Here is a 20,365-nt window from a genome sequence, read left to right as displayed (position 1 = left end):
TCTATGGGTGAGATTAGTATTACCAAACTGCTGGTGGTTGCCGCACTGGTCGTCCTGCTGTTTGGTACCAAGAAGTTACGCACGTTGGGTGGAGACCTGGGTGCTGCCATTAAAGGCTTTAAGAAAGCGATGAATGACGATGACGCGGCCGCGAAGAAAAGCGCCGAAGATAGTGTTCCTGCAGAGAAGCTTTCGCACAAAGAGTAATGGCAATCCTGCAAGGCTTGCATAAAAAAACCGGCTCACGAGGCCGGTTTTTTTGTGTTTCTGTAAAAAGATATTACAGGTTTATTTTACTTCTTCGCCTTTCGCCTGCATATCGGCGTGGTAGGACGAGCGAACAAACGGGCCACAGGCAGCATGGGTAAAGCCCATCGCCATGGCTTCGGCTTTCATCTCATCGAACTCATCAGGGCTAACATAGCGCTGTACCGGCAGATGGTGACGGCTTGGCTGCAAATACTGCCCCAGCGTCAGCATAGTGACACCGTGGCGGCGCAGATCGCGCATCACTTCGATGATTTCTGCATTGGTTTCACCGAGACCTACCATCAGACCGGACTTGGTCGGAATATGCGGATGCGCTTCTTTAAAACGCTCCAGCAGTTTCAGAGACCAGTTGTAGTCTGCGCCTGGACGCACCTGACGATAAATGCGCGGCACGTTTTCCAGGTTGTGGTTGAATACGTCCGGTGGAGTGGCGGTCAGGATATCCAGCGCGCGGTCCATACGTCCACGGAAATCGGGAACCAGCGTCTCAATCTTGATGCTTGGGCTTTTCTCCCGGATGGCAGTGATGCAGTCTGCAAAATGCTGTGCACCACCATCACGCAGGTCATCACGGTCAACCGAGGTGATAACGACATAACGCAACGCCATGTCGGCGATGGTTTGCGCCAGTTTCTGCGGCTCGTTCACATCTGGCGCAACCGGGCGGCCATGAGCAACGTCGCAGAACGGGCAGCGGCGGGTGCAGATAGCACCCAAAATCATAAATGTCGCGGTACCGTGATTGAAACATTCAGCAAGGTTAGGGCAGGAGGCTTCTTCACATACGGAGTGAAGGCCATTTTTGCGCATCGCCGCTTTGATCCCCTGGATACGCGAAGAGTCCGCCGGCAGTTTGATTTTCATCCACTCCGGTTTTCTTAACAGCGCTTCGCGCTCTGTAGCCACGTTTTTAACCGGGATAAGGGCCATTTTATCGGCATCGCGGTATTTAACACCGCGTTCCATCACAATGGGTTTACTCATAGCGTGCGTGTTCCAGTTGCGAATATCGAAGGAAAGCGTTTCAATTCAAGGGAATGTTGTATTTATCAACTATTTTTGAACGAACGACAGGCAGTATATCATTGAAACGGTCGGTAAAGCAGCCTGCCAGGTCGCCAATTTGTAAAATAGTTGTTGTTTTGTGCGTTTTGCCCCGCATGCAGCAGGGGCTTGTGCTGCCAGGCGGGTTCAGAAGGCCTGGCGGATAACGTTGATGACGTTTTCAAGTACCGGATCGCGCAGGCTTAGCTTGTTGTAATGCAGCGAAATTTCAAGCGTTTCGTCATTCAACTGATCGAGCGGAATGCTCTCCAGCGGCCAGCATTTGCGCAGCAGGTTAAAGAGGCGCAGAGGCATTACGCACAGCATGTCGCTACTGCCAATCAGGGATGCAACGGTAAACATATTGTAACTGCTGAAGCTCACCTGGCGCTCCGGGAAGAGTTCATCAATGCGCTGCCGTAGCGGGTTGGATCCCTGGCCTTCTGCCATAAAAGAGGAATGCTCGTAGGCACGCAGGTTTTCTAGCGTCAATGGCGCATTGAACGCGGGATGATGCTGACGGCATACCAGGATCAGGCTGTCGGCGTACAGGACATGCTGGCCTAAAGCCCTTGCACTGAAATGATTGCTGTCAATGATCAGGTCGGTCTGGAACTGCGCCAGCTGGGTTTCAGGATCATTCACGGTGACGTTGCGGATCAACAGCTGCGGCGCATGCTGCTTTATTGTCTTGTAGATAGCAGGCATCACCAGCACGCCCAATGATGGGGAGGTGCCAATAGTGATGGTTCTGTGTTTATCGTAGCTGCCCGTGAGGTCCAGCGCGCCGAGAATCGATTCCAGTCCCTGGCTGATGTATTCATGCAGATGTGTGGCATAAGCCGTAGGGGTTACGCCCTGACCCTTACGTATAAATAACGGATCCGGGAAAATAGCGCGCAGCTTTTGAATTGACTGGCTAATTGCTGAGGGGGTCAGATTAAGAATTTTCGCAGCGTTAACGATACCCTTATGGACATAAACTGCCTCAAAAATAGTCAACAAGTTGAGATCAATATTACGTAAAGTCCGAAAAATTTGTGGCTTATCTTCACCGCCGGGTTCATTCAGGCGTTTGGCTGGTAAATGAGTAGACTCCACGCTTTCACTCCGTATACATTCACAATATGAATGATAGTTGAATTTATTTATTATGCTTGCAGAGATTCGTAAAGTGTTTCACTTGTTTAACGAAAACAGACAGTTGGGTGATTGTCACGCAAGTAATATGAGTTCCGCAGGCGGCACTATCAAATTGATGAATAATATGTATCGCTAATATGCGGGCGCTTCGAAAATATAGAATCTGCTGATTGTTGTAAAGCGTAAATGCGGGAAATAGCCGTGGCCCGTCAAATAATCGAGCCACTAGCAGGCATATATTAAGCAGTGATATATTCGTGAGGAGGATTGTTAAGCAGTGCTAAAAAGTTCTTCAAAAGTACAGGACGAATAATATCCGGGGTTGCGGTAGCTACCCACTGGCACATCTGCGTCATCTCCATACCCGCGTAGCCGCACGGATTGATGCGCAGGAAGGGGGTGAGATCCATATTGATATTGAGCGCCAGCCCATGGAAGGAACAGCCTTTACGAATGCGCAGACCCAACGAGCAGATCTTCATCTCTCCTACATAGACACCCGGCGCATCCGCACGCGGATGGGCATCAATGCCGTATTCTGCAAGGGTATTTACGACCGTTTGTTCCAACAGGGTGACAAGTTCACGGACACCCAATTTTCTGCGCTTCAGATTGAGCAACACGTACATCACCTGCTGACCCGGCCCATGATAGGTTACCTGCCCACCACGATCGCTCTGGATCACCGGGATATCGCCCGTCATCAACAGATGTTCGGCTTTTCCAGCCTGCCCCTGGGTAAACACAGGAAGGTGTTCAACCAGCCAGATTTCATCGGGTGTAGTTTCATCGCGTGAATCGGTGAAGTCATGCATAGCCTGGGAGACAGGCTCGTAAGGTTGAAGCCCGAGATGGCGGACAAGAATGTTATCCTGGTACAAAACGACGTCTCCGAAGAGGGGAGAAAAGGTTGCGGAAAGTATATCACAGCAGGGATAGCGGTTACCCGGCAAACAGGGTAACCGCAAAGGGACTACAGCACCATACGAACGATTTCGATATTGCCGAGCTCTTCGTACAGCGTCTCAACCTGCTCAATGTGTGTCGCAGTGATGGTAATAGAAACCGAGTGGTAGTTGCCCTTGCTGCTTGGTTTTACTGACGGAGAGTAGTCACCCGGCGCATGGCGCTGTACCACTTCAACCACCTGATCAACCAGCTCAGGCTTCGCCAGACCCATTACTTTGTAAGTAAATGAGGTAGGGAATTCAAGCAGTTCGTTAAGTTTGGTTTTCATGTCAGCTCCGGCGTAACGTCAAAAAATAATAACTCCCACGTCGGGTGGGAGTTATCAGGATACTTAGTATATGGGGATCAAAATCACACTTTCAAGTGTTCAATTTTTAGCCAAACCAGTGGTGGAACATCAATTTAATGTAATCAATGATTTTGCCGAAGAAATTGCCTTCAGGAATTTCATCCAGCACCACGAGCGGACGCTGATCGATGGTTTTGCCGTCCAACTGGAAGTTGATGGTACCCACCACCTGGTTCTTCTGCAGCGGGGCGTGCAGTTCGGTGGTGTTGAGCACGTAGCTCGCTTTCAGATCTTTCATGCGGCCACGAGGAATGGTCAGATAAAGATCTTTATCCACGCCCAGGGAAGCACGGTCATTATCACCGAACCAGACTGGCTCTGAGGCGAACTCTTTACCCGCTTTCAGCGGATTGACGGTTTCGAAGAAACGGAAGCCCCAGGTCAGCAGTTTTTTACTTTCTGTTTCACGGCCTTTGAAGGTGCGGCCGCCCATCACGGCAGAGATCAGACGCATCTGGCCTTCAGTCGCGGAGGCGACAAGGTTGTAGCCCGCTTTGTCGGTGTGACCGGTTTTGATGCCGTCAACGTTCAGGCTGTTATCCCACAGCAGGCCGTTACGGTTGGTCTGACGGATACCGTTGAAGGTGAACTCTTTCTCTTTATAGATAGAGTACTCATTAGGTACATCGCGGATCAGTGCCTGACCAATCAGCGCCATGTCACGTGCGGAGCTGTACTGACCGTCTGCGTCCAGGCCGTGTACGGTCTGGAAATGGCTGTTTTTCAGACCCAGCGCGTTCACGTAGCTGTTCATTAGCCCGACGAAGGCATCCTGGCTACCGGCGGCGAAATCAGCCATCGCGACGCAGGCATCGTTACCCGATTGCAGGTTGATACCGCGGATCAGCTGGGAAACAGGAACCTGCATACCCGGTTTCAGGAACATCAGAGAAGAACCCTTAAAGACCGGGTTCCCGGTTGCCCACGCATCGTTACCGATGGTGACCAGGTCGGTTTCTTTGAATTTACCTGCCTTCATGGCCTGGCCGATAACGTAGCTGGTCATCATTTTGGTCAGGCTGGCCGGATCGCGACGGGCATCGGCATTCTGTTCTGCCAGAACTTTGCCAGAGTTGTAATCGATCAGGATGTAGGATTCCGCGTCGATTTGCGGAACGCCAGGGATCATGGTCTTGATGTTCAGGTCATCCGCGTGAGCTGCAGAAAGAGCAGCTGCGCAAAGGGCCGCGGTCAGCGCCATGCGCTGCACAAAACGAGCAGAAAAAGTGGTCTTCATGGTCAGAACTACGACATCCGTGATGGAATTAAAAAAAGTGCCTTACTATAGCAAATGCTATACAGGCAGGCATCCGACTTTCATCATGAGATTGTGAATGTGTTTTACACAAATTGACATTTCGGATACCGCCGATTCATTACTTCGCAACAGTGATAAACGACTGGAGCTGCGCTTCGCTTTGCAAACGCTGTTGCAGGGAAGCCGCCTGTGATTTGCTGGCAAACGGCCCCATCTGAATACGCCATACCGCACCGTTCTGCTCAACGCGACCCGGCACGCTGAACTGCTGGCTCAGGCGCTGTTGGTACTGCTGCGCACGCGCTTGATCGCTGACGGCGCCGACCTGAACCACGTAACTACCGCTCGCGGCCACGGGCGCAGCCGCAGCTGGCGTGGTCGCTGGTGCGGTCACGGGAGCAGGCTGAGTCACCGGTGCAGCCACAACCGGAGCGGGAGTGGGTTCACTGCCTTCAAGAACGCCTGCCGATAAGGTTGTCGGCGCTCCAAGAAAACCGCTGCTTTTCACCGGGGCACCGGTACTGTCATCGCTGTGTAACGTATCGTTACTGATGGCGCGGACTTCGCCCTGTGGTTGAGCAGGCTCTGCAGGGGTAGACGCGCCCCCCATTCCGCCACTCAGGTCTGGACGAGCAGGCAGGGCATAGGTTTGTTTCGCGACAGTCGTACAGGCGGTGCCTGGACCTGAAAGGGTGCCATCCTGCGCGACGATGATCGGATCGATACGCACTTTGGTGTTGTTCGAGGTGTTCAGACGGTCAGCCGCAGCGCGGGACAGCGAGATGACGCGGTCATTCCCGTACGGGCCACGGTCGTTGATACGCACGACGATCATACGGCCGTTCGCCAGGTTGGTGACGCGCGCATAGCTTGGGATCGGCAGCGTAGGATGCGCCGCCGTGATTTGCATCGGATCGAAGGTTTCGCCCGATGCGGTCAGGTTACTACCCGGCTCGGCATCATAAATGGCCGCAAAGCCAGCCTGGCTGAAACGGGAAGGATCCTGAACAATTTTGAAGCTTTTGCCGTCGCGCTGATAATCCTGATTCGCCGTTGCGTTCAGCGGTTCATAGATCGGATCGGCACCGCTAATTTCAACAATCGGGCCGTTACAGACCGCAGGCTGCGGCGGCGCGACGGTTGCCTGTTGCTGACCATCATCACTTGTGCAGGCTGCAAGTAAACTTGCTGCGATGCAGATCCCCAGCCACTGCTTACGCATTGCGATCCCCTTATTTTTATACGCTTTTGGACAACATTTTTCTGTGGGTATGGATCGACATGACGATACCAAACCCGGCCATCAACACGATCAGTGCCGAGCCTCCGTAACTCACCAGCGGCAGCGGTACGCCTACAACCGGCAGAATACCACTCACCATACCAATATTTACGAAGACATAAACGAATAAAATCAGCATCAATCCGCCTGCCATCACGCGACCAAAAGTGGTTTGCGCTCGTGCGGCAATCCACAGACCTCGCATGATCAGCAGCACGTAGAGCGCCAGCAGAATTAGGATGCCAACCAGCCCTAACTCTTCCGCCAGCACGGCAAAGATAAAGTCGGTGTGGCGTTCCGGTAAGAACTCCAGCTGCGACTGTGTACCGTGCAGCCAGCCTTTCCCGCGCAGGCCACCGGAGCCAATCGCAATTTTCGACTGAATAATATGATAGCCCGCACCCAGCGGATCGGTTTCCGGATCGAGGAGCATCATCACGCGCTGGCGCTGGTAATCATGCATCAGGAAGAACCAGAGAATGGGGATAAAGGCGGCGACCAGCACCACCGCGATACCGATCAGACGCCAGCTCAGGCCTGACAGGAACAGGACAAACAGGCCGGACAGGGCGATAAGGATCGAGGTGCCGAGGTCAGGCTGCGCTGCAACCAGCAAGGTCGGCAGGAAAATCAGCACCAGCGCGATCGCGGTATTTTTTAGCGAAGGAGGGCAGACGTCGCGGTTAATAAAGCGCGCGACCATCAGCGGGACGGCAATTTTAGCGATTTCCGACGGCTGGAAGCGGACGATCCCCAGATCCAGCCAGCGCTGTGCGCCCTTGGATATCGCACCAAAAGCATCAACCGCAACAAGCAGGATGATACAGAAAATATAGAGGTAAGGTGCCCAGCCTTCGTACACGCGCGGTGGGATCTGCGCCATCACCACCATGATGACAAGGCCCATCGCGATTTGACCGATTTTGCGCTCCATCATTCCGATGTCCTGACCGCTGGCACTCCAGATAACCAGGGCGCTGTATACCAGCAAAGCCAGCAGAATCAATAGCATGGCAGGGTCAATGTGGATCTTGTCCCACAGCGATTTTTTATTCGGATTATCCGTCATGATTATTGGTCCTCCGCCGCAGCGGCTGCCGGGTTTTCTGCCGGCAGTTCGGTGTTGTTATCACCCAGCATAATATGGTCGAGAATTTGACGCATGATGGTACCCACAGCCGGACCTGCACCGCCGTTTTCGAGAATCATCGCCACTGCAACCTGCGGGTTATCATAAGGGGCAAATGCCGTCATGAGCTTGTGGTCACGCAGACGTTCAGCAATTTTGTGCGCGTTATAGGTTTCGTTTGCCTTCAGACCGAAGACCTGCGCGGTGCCCGATTTAGCGGCCACTTTGTAGGGTGCGCCAGCGAAGTACTTATGCGCCGTCCCGTTCGGACGGTTTGCTACGCCGTACATACCGTCTTTGGCAATTTCCCAGAAGCCGGAATGGATGTCGCCCACCGGTGCCTCATGCGGCTGGATCCACGGGACTTTCTTGCCATTCTCAACCGTACTTTGCAGCAGATGCGGAACCTTCACCACGCCGTCGTTGATGAGGATCATCATCGCTTTATTCATCTGCAGCGGGGTGGCTGTCCAGTAACCCTGGCCGATCCCGACCGGAATGGTATCGCCCTGATACCACGGCTTTTTAAAGCGCTTCAGCTTCCATTCGCGGGTTGGCATATTGCCTGAGCGTTCTTCCGCAAGATCGATGCCGGTGTAGTGTCCGTAGCCGAACTTACTCATCCACGTCGACAGACGATCAATGCCCATGTCATAGGCGACCTGATAGAAGAAGGTATCCGCCGACTCTTCAAGTGATTTGGTCACGTTCAGATGACCGTGACCCCATTTCTTCCAGTCGCGGTAACGTTTTTCAGAGCCTGGCAGCTGCCACCAGCCGGGGTCAAACAGGCTGGTATTGCGGTTGATCACGCCCGCGCTCAGTGCCGAAACAGCAACGTAAGGTTTTACCGTTGATGCCGGCGGGTAAACACCCTGTGTCGCACGGTTCACCAGCGGAGTGTTCGGATCGTTAAGCAGGCCGGAATAATCTTTGCTGGAGATACCGTCCACAAAGAGGTTAGGGTCGTAGCTCGGCATGGAGACCATGGCCAGAATTCCACCGGTGCGCGGGTCGGTGACGATAACGGCGGCGCGGCTGCCTGCCAGCAGGGTTTCGATATACTGCTGTAGCTTAAGGTCGAGTGTCAGATACACATCATGACCCGCCTGCGGCGGCACCTCTTTCAGCTGGCGGATTACGCGGCCGCGGTTGTTAACTTCAACCTCTTCATAACCGGTTTCGCCGTGCAGCACATCTTCATAATAACGCTCAATCCCCAGCTTACCGATATCATGCGTTGCGGCGTAGTTGGCCAGCTTGCCGTCTTTATCAAGGCGGTCAACGTCTTTATCGTTAATCTTGGAAACGTAGCCAATCACGTGCGTCAGCGCAGAGCCGTAAGGATAGAAGCGGCGCTTATAGCCTTTCACTTCCACGCCGGGGAATCGATACTGGTTCACGGCAAAACGGGCCACCTGCACTTCTGTCAGGTTGGTTTTAACCGGAATAGACGTGAAGCGGTGAGAGCGGGAACGCTCTTTTTTAAAGGCGGCGATATCATCATCGTTGAGATCGACCACGCTTCTCAGCGCGTTCAGCGTATCCTGCACGTTGTCGACCTTTTCCGGCATCATCTCGATTTGATAGATGGTGCGGTTTAAGGCCAGCGGCGTGCCGTTACGGTCGTAGATAATGCCGCGGCTTGGCGCGATCGGCACCAGCTTGATGCGGTTCTCGTTTGAACGCGTCTGGTAGTCGGTAAAGCGGACAATTTGCAGATTATAGAGGTTGGCGATCAGCACGCCGGTCAGCAGCAAAATCCCCGTAAAGGCGACCAGCGCCCGGCGCACAAACAGCGCGGACTCAGCCGTATAGTCGCGAAAAGAATTCTGTAGTTTCATCCGCTGCTTAATCTACCCTGGTCAGTCATTACTCGCGGTGGTAGGGGTGGTTGGTAGTAATGCTCCACGCGCGGTACAGGCTTTCTGCCACCAGCACCCTGACAAGCGGGTGGGGGAGCGTCAGCGCGGAGAGAGACCAACTTTGTTCTGCGGCCGCTTTGCAGGCGGGGGATAACCCTTCAGGTCCGCCAATCAACAGACTGACATCACGACCATCCTGCTTCCAGCGCTCCAGTTCGTGCGCCAGCTGCGGCGTATCCCAGGGTTTACCTGGAATATCAAGGGTAACGATGCGGTTTTTGCCTGCGGCAGCCAGCATCAGCTCGCCCTCTTTATCGAGAATACGTTTGATATCCGCGTTCTTGCCGCGCTTACCGGCAGGAATTTCCACCAGTTCGAACGGCATATCTTTTGGAAAACGACGCAGATACTCAGTAAAACCGGTTTGTACCCAGTCCGGCATTTTGGTGCCGACAGCGACCAGCTGCAACTTCACGCATTAACCCCAGAGTTTTTCCAGCTCATACAGGCGACGACTCTCTTCCTGCATGACGTGGACAATCACATCGCCGAGGTCAACAACCACCCAGTCGGCGGTCGCTTCACCTTCAACGCCAAGCGGTAACAGCCCTGCAGCACGTGATTCCTGAACGACGTGATCGGCAATCGAAACCACATGGCGAGTAGATGTACCGGTGCAGATAATCATGCAGTCGGTGATGCTGGATTTACCTTTAACGTCGATAGCGATGATGTCCTGACCTTTCAGGTCATCAATTTTGTCGATAACAAAATCCTGGAGTGCTTTACCCTGCAAGTTTTCCCCCTGGGTGAATGAGATTGTGTAACTATAAATTCGTGGCCAGACAGTATACCTGAACCGACGCCAGTGTCGGGATAAATGTCGCCGACCGGGCTTTTGAAGGCGGGTATCATCCCACCCTCCGCCGGAGATTGCATCGCCATTTTTGTAAAACAATTTCTGTAAAGCAATGATCGGCGGGAAAGTCTGGCAGCGGAGGATAACAGTATGGCTTACCCTGTCAAGGCAGGATAATCAATCAGCCGTTTTTTCTTGCCTCAGGCTATGCGTCTGCGCTTTTCTGATACAACCCGTGCTGATTGATATACGCCAGAACTGACGAAGGCAGCATATCGTCGCAGGCTAAACCCTGCTGCAGACGCTCGCGAATGAGCGTCGCAGAAATATCAAACCACGGCGTTTCTGCCAGATAAATCTTCCCGGCAGGCTGGTTATGCAGATCTTCAACGTTGTCGGTGAGGTGAGCCTCAAGCCATTGCTGGTACTGTTGTTCGCGCATGGTCAGCGGATACCCGGGGCGACGGCACACGAGAAGGTGGCTGTTCTCCAGTATGGTTTCATACTGATGCCAGGTAGGAAAGTTGAGCAGGGAATCCTGACCGATAATAAAGGCCAGCGGTTTCTCCGGCCCTTGTTCAGCTCGCCACTCCTGGAGCGTCTGAGACGTCCAGGACGGGGTGTTGCGACGTAACTCCCGTTCGTCAAGACGGAAAAGGGGTTTATCCGCAATCGCCAGTGCGAGCATCTCTTTTCGCTGCTCGCTGGTGGCCTCTGGCTGAGGACGGTGCGGCGGAACGTTATTGGGCATAATGATAACGCGCTGCAGGCCAATCAGGTTCGCCAGAATTTCTACCGGCTTAAGATGCCCGTAATGCACCGGGTCAAAGGTTCCGCCGTACAGCGCTTGTAGAGAATGCATGCTATCCATCGATAAATACGTCTGCCAGCGCCTTGTGGCAGAGCAGCAGAGAAAGGCTTTCCAGCTCCGACCAGACCGACTGACCGTAATCTTGTTTTAACGTGAGCTCGGCGCGCATCAGTAGCTGAACGGCCTGGCGCAGCTGTTCATGACTTAGACGGTTGATGGCCTCGGTGGTCATCGCCCTGCGGTTTTGCCATACACGGTGTTTATCAAACAGTGAACGCAATGGCGTATGGGCAGACTGACGCTTGAGCGTATTCAGTAACAACAGCTCTCGCTGGAGCGTGCGCAGCAAAATGACAGGTTCACTGCCTTCAAGACGCAGCTGTTGTAAAATGTGCAGAGCGCGCTTGCTCTTTGCTGACAGCAGCGCGTCAACCCAGTGAAACGGCGTAAAGTGGGCTGCATCGTTTACCGCCTGCTCAACACGCGGTAACGTCAGTTTGCCGTCAGGCCAAAGCAGAGAAAGCCTGTCCAGAGCCTGCGCCAGCGCCAGCAGGTTTCCTTCATAGCAGTAGCAAAGCAGCTGGTTCGCCGCCTCATCGAGCTGAAGATTGTGCTGTTTTGCTCGCGCGGCAACCCATTTTGGCAGATGCGTCTGTTCAGGTGTCTGGCATGTGACCTGTACGGCGTTGGTCGCAAGTTGAGTAAACCACGCTGCGTTTTCCTGCGCCCTGGTAAGCTTGTTACCGCGCACAATCAGCAGCAGATCGCTGTGTAACAGGCTGACCAGGGTGGCGAGTTGTTCATTCATGGCCGCATTAGGGCCATTTTCCGGCAGCAGGATCTGGATTGTCTGGCGCGATGCAAACAGGCTCATTGCCTGGCAAAGTGAAAAGACGGCGTTCCAGTCGGTGTTGTTGTCCAACTGGACGGTGTGGTGTTCATCAAAGCCCTGAGCGACCGCAGCGTGACGAACGGCATCCAGACTTTCCTGAAGTAATAACGGATCGTTTCCGAGCAGCAGATACGCCGCGCGCAGCCCTTCATTGAGCTGCGCGCGGAGTTGTTCAGGATACAACCTGATCATCAGTTACCCATCGACGTTGACATGGTCGGCGCGTTAGCGTCCGGTGTGTCGATAATGTCAGAGCCTTGTTTCGTCGACGCAGCAATGCTCGGCAGTTTACGGATCAGCTGTTCCGCTGCCTTATCATACATTTCATTGATGATAATCTGCTGCTCGGCATCTTTTGCCAGCGCCGTTTGCGGGTTATCGAAGAACGAACGGTAGACTTTGGTACTGATTGGATAAATATCTTTACCCGGGATCAATACGGCCGCTTTCACGTTCAGCACCATCTGATATTCCGCAGTACGGCCATCCTGGAAGATGGACGCGGTATCTTTAGACAACGTCGAGGTCAGGATGCGGAATGATGGAACATCCTGGCGCAGAGTACCTTTCTCGATCAACTCAACGTCGTTCAAACGGAGCTGGTTACGAACAGCCCGGCTGAGTGGGCCATTCGGATCCGGTGAGTCGAAGATCAACGTTTTCATCTGAGGCGGCACTGCCGTGGTATTGCGCAGATGCCACCCGCAACCTGCGGTGACAAGCACCGCCAGGGATAAGAGTATTGTTGCCAGTTGTCGCACGTTTCCTCCCGCGCTTAGCCAACGACCAGATTAAGCAGTTTACCAGGTACGTAGATCACTTTACGTACGGTAACGCCCTCAAGATATTTCGCAACCAGCGGTTCCTGACCTGCGCGTTCGCGAACCTGCTCTTCGGTTGCATCAACAGCCACGGTGATTTTACCACGCACTTTGCCGTTGACCTGCACCACAACCAGGGTAGTGTTTTCCACCATCGCTGATTCGTCTGCCACTGGCCACGGCGCGTTGTCGATATCGCCTTCGCCTTTCAGCTCCTGCCACAGGGTGAAGCTGGCGTGCGGCGTGAACGGGTTCAACATGCGAACAACGGCCAGCAGCGCTTCACGCATGATGGCACGATCCTGCTCGCCATCCTGCGGGGCTTTCGCCAGCTTGTTCATCAGTTCCATAATAGCCGCAATTGCGGTATTGAAGGTCTGACGACGACCAATATCATCGGTTACTTTCGCAATTGTTTTATGAACATCGCGACGCAGCGCCTGCTGATCTTCAGTCAGTGCCGCAGCGTTCAGTGCTGGCGCATCGCCCTGTGAGGTGTGCTCGTAAACCAGTTTCCAGACGCGTTTCAGGAAGCGGTTAGCGCCTTCAACGCCGGATTCCTGCCATTCGAGGGTCATGTCAGCCGGAGAGGCAAACATCATGAACAGACGCACGGTGTCAGCGCCATAACGTTCAACCATGACCTGCGGGTCGATACCGTTGTTTTTAGACTTGGACATCTTGCTCATGCCGGTGTAAACCAGTTCATGACCTTCAGCGTCTTTCGCCTTCACGATACGGCCTTTTTCGTCGCGCTCAACGATCGCATCAACTGGAGACACCCAGTTACGTTCGCCGTTCGCGCCCACGTAATAGAAGGCATCTGCCAGTACCATGCCCTGACACAGCAGCTGTTTTGCGGGTTCGTCAGAGTTGACCATGCCTGCATCGCGCATCAGCTTGTGGAAGAAGCGGAAGTAGAGCAGGTGCATGATGGCGTGTTCGATACCACCGATGTAGATATCTACCGGCAGCCAGTAGTTTGCCGCTTTGGAATCCAGCATACCTTCCTGATACTGCGGGCAGGTGTAGCGCGCATAGTACCAGGATGACTCCATAAAGGTGTCAAAGGTATCGGTTTCGCGCAGCGCGGGCTGACCGTTGACGGTGGTTTTTGCCCACTCAGGATCGGCTTTGATCGGGCTGGTGATGCCGTCCATGACGACGTCTTCCGGCAGGATCACCGGGAGCTGATCTTCTGGCGTTGGCATCACGGTGCCGTCTTCCAGCGTCACCATTGGAATTGGCGCGCCCCAGTAGCGCTGACGTGAAACGCCCCAGTCGCGCAGACGGAAGTTCACTTTACGCTCGCCCACGCCCAGCGAAGCCAGCTTGTCGGCAATGGCGTTGAAGCCGTCTTCAAAGCTCAGGCCGCTGAATTCGCCGGAGTTGAACAGGGTGCCTTTTTCGGTCAGCGCCTGTTCGGACAGGTCGGGTTCAGAACCGTCAGCCGCCAGGATAACAGGCTTGATGGTCAGGCCATATTTGGTGGCAAATTCGTAGTCGCGCTGGTCGTGGCCCGGAACGGCCATCACGGCGCCCGTGCCGTATTCCATCAGTACGAAGTTGGCTGCCCAGACAGGGATCGCTTCACCCGTCAGCGGGTGAATGGCTTTAAAGCCGGTATCAACGCCTTTTTTCTCCATCGTTGCCATATCGGCTTCGGCCACTTTGGTGTTGCGGCACTCGTCGATGAAGGTAGCCAGTTCCGGATTGTTTTCTGCCGCTTTCTGCGCCAGCGGGTGACCTGCGGCCACGGCCAGGTAGGTCGCGCCCATGAAGGTATCCGGACGGGTGGTGTAGACGGTCAGAGTCTGGTCGTAGTTCTCAACGTTGAAGGTGATTTCCACGCCTTCAGAACGGCCGATCCAGTTGCGCTGCATGGTCTTAACGGTATCTGGCCAGTGGTCCAGTTTATCCAGATCGTTCAGCAGTTCGTCGGCGTAAGCGGTGATTTTGATAAACCACTGTGGGATCTCTTTACGCTCTACTTTGGTGTCACAGCGCCAGCAGCAGCCGTCAATAACCTGTTCGTTCGCCAGAACGGTCTGGTCATTCGGGCACCAGTTAACGGCAGAGGTCTTCTTGTACACCAGGCCTTTTTTGTACAGCTCGGTGAAGAATTTCTGCTCCCAGCGGTAATATTCCGGGGTGCAGGTTGCCAGCTCGCGGCTCCAGTCATAGCCAAAGCCCAGCATTTTGAGCTGGTTTTTCATGTACGCGATGTTGTCGTACGTCCACGGCGCCGGTGCGGTGTTGTTTTTGACCGCCGCGCCTTCAGCAGGCAGACCGAATGCATCCCAGCCGATTGGCTGCAGAACGTTTTTGCCCAGCATGCGCTGGTAGCGTGCAATCACATCACCGATGGTGTAGTTACGCACGTGGCCCATGTGTAGTCGACCAGAAGGATAGGGAAGCATCGACAGGCAGTAATACTTCTCTTTGCTCTCGTCTTCGGTTACTTCAAAGGTGCGCTTCTCGTCCCAGTGTTGCTGGACTTTTGATTCTATCTCTTCCGGGTGGTATTGCTCTTGCATGGCAGCCAGTGGTCCTGTTTTCAATACAGCTACTAAATGTAGCCAATGGATGTGGTAATTCAGATCCGCATAGCATAGCCCAAACGCCCGCGTCAAAACAGCCTTTCGCACAAATGCGCTTTGCAGGAATTTACCGGGTCTGTGCTTCACCTGACAAAGCGGCGATGAAATAAGGTCTATTATTAGAAATAGTTACTTACCCGGGAGGCAAAATGATGAACAAGGTTGCTCAATTTTACCGCGAACTGGTGGCGACACTGACGGAACGACTGCGTAACGGCGAGCGCGATATCGATGCGCTGGTGGAGCAGGCGCGTGCCCGCGTGTCGCAAACGGGTGAGTTAACGCGAACCGAAGTGGAAGAGGTGACGCGCGCCGTACGTCGCGATCTGGAAGAGTTCGCGCGCAGCTACCAGGAGAGCCAGGAGGAGGTCACGGACAGCGTTTTCATGCGGGTGATCAAAGAGAGCCTGTGGCAGGAATTGGCCGATATCACGGATAAAACGCAGCTGGAGTGGCGCGAGGTCTTCCAGGATTTGAATCATCACGGTGTGTACCACAGCGGTGAGGTGGTCGGGCTCGGAAATCTGGTGTGCGAGAATTGCCACCACCATATTGCAGTGTATACGCCGGAGGTTCTGTCGCTGTGTCCGAAATGCGGCCACGATCAGTTCCAGCGTCGGCCGTTTGAGCCATAGATAAAAGCGCAGGTTTGCTCCCTCTCCCCGTGGGAGAGGGTTGGGGTAAGGGCATCAGGCCGCACAAGGTAAAAGCAAAACGGCAACCCTGTTGCCGTTTTTAGTGTGTGCTCCCTCTCCCTGTGGGAGAGGGCCGGGGTGAGGGCATCAGGCCGCACTATAATAAGCCAGCCTCTCCGCCAGCAAATCCACAAACGCCTCCCGGTCGATGTCCACCATCACGGTAGTATTCGGCGTATTCCCCGTCAGCGAGTAATAATCCACCACCGTCATTCCCTGGGTGTATTTTCCCTGCGTCTCCACGCCAACCCAGCGGTCAACCGTGGTAAACATCTCCGGCTTTAATAGCCAGGCAATGGTGCACGGGTCGTGCAGCGGCGCGCCGTGGAATCCCCACTTCTCGGCTTTGTGATACTCCATAAAGAAGTCGAGCAGCTCGGCCACGGTTGTCGCGACCGGATTACCAACGGAGCGGAAGCGCTCAATGTCGTCCGCCATAATCTGCGCGCGATGGGTCACGTCCAGCCCCGCCATTACAATCGGTAAGCCGGACTGGAAGACGATCTCCGCCGCTTCCGGGTCGACAAAAATGTTGAATTCTGCGGACGGCGTCCAGTTACCCAGCCCCATTGCCCCGCCCATGATGACGATACGGGCTATTTTACCGTGCAGTTCAGGATGGCTGTTCAGCAGCAGCGCAACGTTGGTTTGCGGCCCGGTAGCCACCAGCGTCACGGGTTCCGCGCTCTCGCGCAGCACCTTCGCCATCAGCTCCACGGCGGTACAGTTTTGCGGCGTGAAGCCCGGCTCAGGAAGTGCCGGACCGTCCAGCCCGCTTTCACCATGCACGTTATCCGCGATAATTAATTCACGCATCAGGGGCTTAAGGGCGCCACCGGCGACGGGAATATCGGTGCGCTTGAGCAGCGTTAGCATGCGCAAAACGTTACGCAGGGTTTTATCCGGCGTCTGGTTTCCGGCGGAAGAGGTGACGGCTTTGACGTCGAGTTCAGGGGAGGCAAGTGCCAGAACGAGCGCAATCGCGTCATCATGACCCGGATCGCAATCGAAAATGATGGGTTGTGCCATAGCGTTCTCCATACGTAGCGTTATTTTGTGACAAGGTTAACGCTGCAATGTGACGCCGAATAGATAAAGAGATCTAAAGCGTGAAGCAGTGCGCAATCCGCAGATTGCGCACCGGGAAGATTAGTGCAGGATTTTGGCGAGGAAGTCTTTCGCGCGGTCGGATTTCGGGTTGGCGAAGAACTCTTCTTTCGGGGAATCTTCGACAATTTTCCCTTCGTCCATAAAGATCACGCGGTTGGCCACCTTACGGGCGAACCCCATTTCGTGGGTCACCACCATCATGGTCATCCCTTCGTGCGCCAGTTCGACCATCACGTCCAGCACTTCGTTGATCATCTCCGGATCGAGCGCCGACGTTGGCTCATCAAACAGCATCGCCACCGGATCCATGCACAGCGCGCGGGCGATCGCCACACGCTGCTGTTGGCCGCCGGAAAGCTGCGCCGGGAACTTATCGGCATGCGCAGAGAGGCCAACGCGTTCCAGGAGCTTCAGGCCTTTCTCGCGCGACGCTTTTTTATCACGCTTGAGCACTTTCACCTGGGCCAGGGTCAGGTTCTCAATAATAGAGAGGTGAGGGAACAGCTCAAAATGCTGGAACACCATGCCAACGTGAGAGCGAAGCTGGGCAAGATTGGTTTTCTTGTCGTTGACTTTGGTACCGTTGACGACGATCTCGCCCTGCTGGACCGGCTCCAGTCCGTTGACGGTTTTGATCAGCGTCGATTTACCGGAACCGGACGGTCCGCACACCACTACCACGTCGCCTTTTTTCACTTCGGTGGAGCAGTCGGTCAGCACCTGAAAGTGCCCATACCATTTAGAAACATTTTTCAGGGAAATCATTGTACCGTCCTTTTCTTCAGCCAGCTGACCAACAGCGACGCGCTTAAACTAATCACAAAATAGACCGCACCCGCAAAGAGCACCATCTCAACCTGCGTACCATCACGCTCACCGATGGTTGACGCGGTACGGAAGAAGTCTGCCAGGCTCAGCACGTAGACCAGAGAGGTATCCTGGAACAGCACGATACCCTGGGTCAGCAGGAGCGGAACCATGGCGCGAAACGCCTGCGGCAGAATAATGAGCTGCATGGACTGCCAGTGCGTCATCCCCAGCGCCAGTGCGGCGCTGGATTGCCCGCGGGAGATACTCTGAATGCCCGCACGGATAATCTCCGAGTAGTAAGCGGCCTCAAACATCGAGAACGCCACCATCGCCGAGATCAGACGGATATCGGTTTTCGGCGACAGTCCCAGTACGTTCTGCAGGAAGCCGGGAACAATCAGGTAAAACCACAGCAGCACCATTACCAGCGGGATGGAGCGGAACACGTTAACGTAGGCGGTCGCGAACCAGGCGAGCGGCTTAAAGCTCGACAGACGCATGACGGCCAGCAGAGTGCCCCAGACGATACCGACGATGATGGCAATAACGGTGATTTTTAAGGTAATCATCAGTCCATCAAGCAGGTAAGGCATGGATGGAACGACAGAACTCCAGTCAAATTCGTACATTATTTGCCCCCCATGTTGCCCGGCAGGCGAATTTTGCGTTCAACCAGGTTCATCACCAGCATGATGAAAGCGTTAATCAGAACGTAGGCGAGCGTGATCGCGGTGAAGGATTCCCACGCGTGAGCGGAGTAATCCAGCAGCTTGCCCGCCTGCGCAGCCATATCGACCAGGCCGATGGTCGAGGCGATGGCAGAGTTTTTCACCAGGTTCATCATCTCAGAGGTCATCGGTGGAACAATAACGCGGTAGGCGTTAGGCAGCAGCACGTAGCGGTAGGTTTGTGGCAGGGTTAATCCCATCGCCAGACCCGCATTTTTTTGTCCACGGGGTAATGACTGAATGGCGGCACGCACCTGCTCGCAAACGCGCGCAGCGGTAAACAGCCCCAGACACATCATGGAGGAGACAAAGAACTGCACGTTCGGATCCAGTTCCGACTTGAACCACATGCCAATATTTTCCGGCAGCAGTTCCGGGATAACCAGATACCAGGTAAAGAACTGCACGATCAGCGGAACGTTACGGAACAGTTCCACATACAGGGTGCCGAGTGTTGAAAGAAAACGGTTAGGGACGGTGCGCAGAATACCGAACAAAGAACCGACAAGAAACGCGATGATCCACGCCGTTATCGATAATGCCACGGTGACCTGAAAGCCGCTCCACAGCCAGCCAAGATAGGTGGTGTTGCCGAACGGGGCTTGTTGCAGAAAGATGCCCCAGTTCCAGTCGATTGACATAATAAACTCCAGAAAAAAAAGGGTAGCAGCGCTACCCTCGAAGATTGGTGAGAAGCTCATTTTTCGCGCTGAGTGGGGAACGACCACTCAACGTATAGTCTGTCCATGCTTCCCGACAATCGAGAGGGCAGGAGATCCCGCCCCTGTTGTTCTAATTAGTTAAGAGCCTTGTCATTTGGAGATTTGAACAGCGCCTTCATGTCGTCAGACAGTTCAAAATTCATGTTCAGGTTTTTTGGTGGAATCGGGTTCTTGAACCATTTGTCGAACCATTTTTCCGCTTCGCCGGAGGTCTGCACCTGAGCGATGGTGTCATCGATCAGCTTTTTGAACTGCGGGTCGTCTTTACGCAGCATACAGCCGTAGGCTTCTTTCGACTGCGCGGTGCCGACGATATCCCAGTTGTCAGGTTTCTTCGCTTTCGCACGCTCGCCCGCCAGCAGGGCGTCATCCATCATAAACGCGACGGCGCGACCGCTTTCCAGGGTACGGAAGGAGTCGCCATGGTCTTTCGCGCTGATGATGCGCATATCCATTTTCTTCTCGTCGTTCAGCTTGTGCAGCAGCACTTCGGAAGTCGTACCGGAGGTGACAACGACCGCTTTGCCTTTCAGGTCAGCAAAATCTTTGATTGCGCCGCCTTTCTTGGTCAGCAGACGGGTGCCCACGACAAAGATAGTGTCGGAGAAGGCTGCCTGCTTCTGACGCTCGAGGTTGTTGGTGGTGGAGCCACACTCGAAGTCAAAGGTGCCGTTTTGCAGCAGCGGAATACGGTTCTGTGAAGTGATGGGGATCAGCTTCACCTGCAGGTCAGGTTTGTTCAGCTTTTTCTTCACGGCTTCAACGATGGCGTTGGAGTAATCCTGTGAATAGCCCACGACTTTTTGCGTGTTGTCGTAGTAAGAGAACGGGACAGAAGATTCACGGTGGCCGACCACGATGACGCCGTTTTTGGCAATCTTGTCGAGAGTGCTGCCTGCTGCCGGCGCATCTTCAGCGTGAACGACGCCAGCAGACATTCCCATAACCAGCATTGCTGTGGCCAGTTTACGTAATTGCATACCCAACTCCTTTCTTATCAGCGCCAGT

21 protein-coding genes are annotated in these 20,365 nt (G+C 54.2%); 2 read left to right on the top strand and 19 right to left on the bottom strand.

The genetic code is table 11. The features are described from left to right. Window positions 1-3: 3 nt before the first annotated feature. Complete coding sequence (gene tatE, locus KK102_RS06595; protein WP_010428567.1) at window positions 4-207, top strand: twin-arginine translocase subunit TatE; 204 nt, start codon at window positions 4-6, stop codon at window positions 205-207. A gap of 81 nt (window positions 208-288) precedes the next feature. Here tatE and lipA read toward each other — a convergent pair whose 3' ends face one another. The 14 genes from lipA to leuS form a co-directional block, all read right to left on the bottom strand. After that, complete coding sequence (lipA, locus tag KK102_RS06590) at window positions 289-1,254, bottom strand: lipoyl synthase (RefSeq protein ID WP_010428570.1); 966 nt, start codon at window positions 1,252-1,254, stop codon at window positions 289-291. 207 nt (window positions 1,255-1,461) lie between these two features. Continuing rightward, window positions 1,462-2,415 (bottom strand): YbeF family transcriptional regulator, encoded by a 954-nt coding sequence (locus KK102_RS06585; RefSeq protein ID WP_126544157.1) that lies wholly within the window; start codon window positions 2,413-2,415, stop codon window positions 1,462-1,464. A 281-nt stretch (window positions 2,416-2,696) separates the two neighbouring features. Further along, complete coding sequence (lipB, locus tag KK102_RS06580; protein WP_126544158.1) at window positions 2,697-3,338, bottom strand: lipoyl(octanoyl) transferase LipB; 642 nt, start codon at window positions 3,336-3,338, stop codon at window positions 2,697-2,699. A gap of 92 nt (window positions 3,339-3,430) precedes the next feature. Next, window positions 3,431-3,694: a DUF493 family protein YbeD gene (gene ybeD / locus KK102_RS06575; RefSeq protein ID WP_006177135.1), complete on the bottom strand. Its 264-nt coding sequence runs from the start codon at window positions 3,692-3,694 to the stop codon at window positions 3,431-3,433. A gap of 106 nt (window positions 3,695-3,800) precedes the next feature. Then, window positions 3,801-5,012 carry a D-alanyl-D-alanine carboxypeptidase DacA gene (dacA, locus tag KK102_RS06570; protein ID WP_126544159.1) on the bottom strand — a complete coding sequence of 404 codons (1,212 nt, stop codon included), beginning with the start codon at window positions 5,010-5,012 and terminating at the stop codon, window positions 3,801-3,803. Window positions 5,013-5,151: 139 nt separating this feature from the next. Further along, complete coding sequence (gene rlpA, locus KK102_RS06565) at window positions 5,152-6,255, bottom strand: endolytic peptidoglycan transglycosylase RlpA (RefSeq protein WP_216357220.1); 1,104 nt, start codon at window positions 6,253-6,255, stop codon at window positions 5,152-5,154. Between the two features lie 16 nt (window positions 6,256-6,271). After that, window positions 6,272-7,384, bottom strand: a complete 1,113-nt coding sequence (gene mrdB, locus KK102_RS06560) for a peptidoglycan glycosyltransferase MrdB (RefSeq protein ID WP_042715186.1) — start codon at window positions 7,382-7,384, stop codon at window positions 6,272-6,274. Window positions 7,385-7,386: 2 nt separating this feature from the next. After that, window positions 7,387-9,288, bottom strand: coding sequence for a peptidoglycan DD-transpeptidase MrdA (mrdA, locus tag KK102_RS06555; protein ID WP_089598886.1), 1,902 nt, complete (start codon window positions 9,286-9,288; stop codon window positions 7,387-7,389). Between the two features lie 28 nt (window positions 9,289-9,316). Then, the gene (gene rlmH / locus KK102_RS06550; RefSeq protein WP_003858701.1) at window positions 9,317-9,784 is read right to left on the bottom strand and encodes a 23S rRNA (pseudouridine(1915)-N(3))-methyltransferase RlmH; all 468 of its coding nucleotides are present in this window, start codon (window positions 9,782-9,784) and stop codon (window positions 9,317-9,319) included. Window positions 9,785-9,787: 3 nt separating this feature from the next. Beyond that, on the bottom strand, window positions 9,788-10,105 hold the full coding sequence (gene rsfS, locus KK102_RS06545; RefSeq protein WP_003858696.1) for a ribosome silencing factor: 318 nt from the start codon (window positions 10,103-10,105) through the stop codon (window positions 9,788-9,790). Between the two features lie 268 nt (window positions 10,106-10,373). Beyond that, window positions 10,374-11,039 (bottom strand): nicotinate-nucleotide adenylyltransferase, encoded by a 666-nt coding sequence (nadD, locus tag KK102_RS06540; protein WP_148102926.1) that lies wholly within the window; start codon window positions 11,037-11,039, stop codon window positions 10,374-10,376. Beyond that, window positions 11,032-12,063 carry a DNA polymerase III subunit delta gene (gene holA / locus KK102_RS06535; protein ID WP_126544162.1) on the bottom strand — a complete coding sequence of 344 codons (1,032 nt, stop codon included), beginning with the start codon at window positions 12,061-12,063 and terminating at the stop codon, window positions 11,032-11,034. The genes nadD and holA overlap by 8 nt, the downstream gene beginning before the upstream one ends. Beyond that, window positions 12,063-12,632, bottom strand: coding sequence for an LPS assembly lipoprotein LptE (gene lptE / locus KK102_RS06530; protein WP_126544163.1), 570 nt, complete (start codon window positions 12,630-12,632; stop codon window positions 12,063-12,065). The genes holA and lptE overlap by 1 nt, the downstream gene beginning before the upstream one ends. A 14-nt stretch (window positions 12,633-12,646) precedes the next feature. Continuing rightward, complete coding sequence (gene leuS, locus KK102_RS06525) at window positions 12,647-15,229, bottom strand: leucine--tRNA ligase (protein WP_216357219.1); 2,583 nt, start codon at window positions 15,227-15,229, stop codon at window positions 12,647-12,649. Window positions 15,230-15,444: 215 nt separating this feature from the next. Between leuS and KK102_RS06520 the strand changes: the two genes are divergently transcribed. Further along, on the top strand, window positions 15,445-15,927 hold the full coding sequence (locus tag KK102_RS06520; protein ID WP_023617134.1) for a zinc ribbon-containing protein: 483 nt from the start codon (window positions 15,445-15,447) through the stop codon (window positions 15,925-15,927). Window positions 15,928-16,074: 147 nt separating this feature from the next. Here KK102_RS06520 and rihA read toward each other — a convergent pair whose 3' ends face one another. The 5 genes from rihA to KK102_RS06495 all read right to left on the bottom strand — a co-directional run bounded on the left by rihA (window position 16,075) and on the right by KK102_RS06495 (window position 20,337). Then, complete coding sequence (rihA, locus tag KK102_RS06515; RefSeq protein ID WP_216357218.1) at window positions 16,075-17,016, bottom strand: pyrimidine-specific ribonucleoside hydrolase RihA; 942 nt, start codon at window positions 17,014-17,016, stop codon at window positions 16,075-16,077. A gap of 120 nt (window positions 17,017-17,136) precedes the next feature. Beyond that, window positions 17,137-17,862 carry an amino acid ABC transporter ATP-binding protein gene (locus KK102_RS06510; RefSeq protein WP_010428605.1) on the bottom strand — a complete coding sequence of 242 codons (726 nt, stop codon included), beginning with the start codon at window positions 17,860-17,862 and terminating at the stop codon, window positions 17,137-17,139. Further along, the gene (gene gltK, locus KK102_RS06505; RefSeq protein WP_095429335.1) at window positions 17,859-18,536 is read right to left on the bottom strand and encodes a glutamate/aspartate ABC transporter permease GltK; all 678 of its coding nucleotides are present in this window, start codon (window positions 18,534-18,536) and stop codon (window positions 17,859-17,861) included. Before gltK ends, KK102_RS06510 begins: the two co-directional genes overlap by 4 nt. Further along, window positions 18,536-19,276: a glutamate/aspartate ABC transporter permease GltJ gene (gene gltJ / locus KK102_RS06500; protein WP_008501048.1), complete on the bottom strand. Its 741-nt coding sequence runs from the start codon at window positions 19,274-19,276 to the stop codon at window positions 18,536-18,538. Before gltJ ends, gltK begins: the two co-directional genes overlap by 1 nt. Window positions 19,277-19,431: 155 nt before the next feature. Beyond that, entirely contained in the window at window positions 19,432-20,337 is a 906-nt protein-coding gene (locus KK102_RS06495) for an amino acid ABC transporter substrate-binding protein (protein ID WP_014831086.1), read from the bottom strand. Window positions 20,338-20,365 lie beyond the last annotated feature (28 nt).

The sequence above is a fragment of the Enterobacter quasimori genome (assembly GCF_018597345.1).
GTDB lineage: Bacteria > Pseudomonadota > Gammaproteobacteria > Enterobacterales > Enterobacteriaceae > Enterobacter > Enterobacter mori.
Note: the sequence above shows the minus strand (reverse complement) of the source record. Positions and strands in the feature narration are given on the sequence as shown.

Bases quoted from the DNA above. Each gene is read 5' to 3' on its own strand.
- KK102_RS06510 (WP_010428605.1), bottom strand. From the start codon at position 17,862: ATGATTTCCCTGAAAAATGTTTCTAAATGGTATGGGCACTTTCAGGTG.
- KK102_RS06495 (WP_014831086.1), bottom strand. From the start codon at position 20,337: ATGCAATTACGTAAACTGGCCACAGCAATGCTGGTTATGGGAATGTCT.
- gltJ (WP_008501048.1), bottom strand. From the start codon at position 19,276: ATGTCAATCGACTGGAACTGGGGCATCTTTCTGCAACAAGCCCCGTTC.
- rlpA (WP_216357220.1), bottom strand. From the start codon at position 6,255: ATGCGTAAGCAGTGGCTGGGGATCTGCATCGCAGCAAGTTTACTTGCA.
- tatE (WP_010428567.1), top strand. From the start codon at position 4: ATGGGTGAGATTAGTATTACCAAACTGCTGGTGGTTGCCGCACTGGTC.
- gltK (WP_095429335.1), bottom strand. From the start codon at position 18,536: ATGTACGAATTTGACTGGAGTTCTGTCGTTCCATCCATGCCTTACCTG.
- KK102_RS06520 (WP_023617134.1), top strand. From the start codon at position 15,445: ATGAACAAGGTTGCTCAATTTTACCGCGAACTGGTGGCGACACTGACG.
- mrdB (WP_042715186.1), bottom strand. From the start codon at position 7,384: ATGACGGATAATCCGAATAAAAAATCGCTGTGGGACAAGATCCACATT.
- rihA (WP_216357218.1), bottom strand. From the start codon at position 17,016: ATGGCACAACCCATCATTTTCGATTGCGATCCGGGTCATGATGACGCG.
- mrdA (WP_089598886.1), bottom strand. From the start codon at position 9,288: ATGAAACTACAGAATTCTTTTCGCGACTATACGGCTGAGTCCGCGCTG.
- ybeD (WP_006177135.1), bottom strand. From the start codon at position 3,694: ATGAAAACCAAACTTAACGAACTGCTTGAATTCCCTACCTCATTTACT.
- dacA (WP_126544159.1), bottom strand. From the start codon at position 5,012: ATGAAGACCACTTTTTCTGCTCGTTTTGTGCAGCGCATGGCGCTGACC.
- holA (WP_126544162.1), bottom strand. From the start codon at position 12,063: ATGATCAGGTTGTATCCTGAACAACTCCGCGCGCAGCTCAATGAAGGG.
- leuS (WP_216357219.1), bottom strand. From the start codon at position 15,229: ATGCAAGAGCAATACCACCCGGAAGAGATAGAATCAAAAGTCCAGCAA.
- nadD (WP_148102926.1), bottom strand. From the start codon at position 11,039: ATGGATAGCATGCATTCTCTACAAGCGCTGTACGGCGGAACCTTTGAC.
- lipA (WP_010428570.1), bottom strand. From the start codon at position 1,254: ATGAGTAAACCCATTGTGATGGAACGCGGTGTTAAATACCGCGATGCC.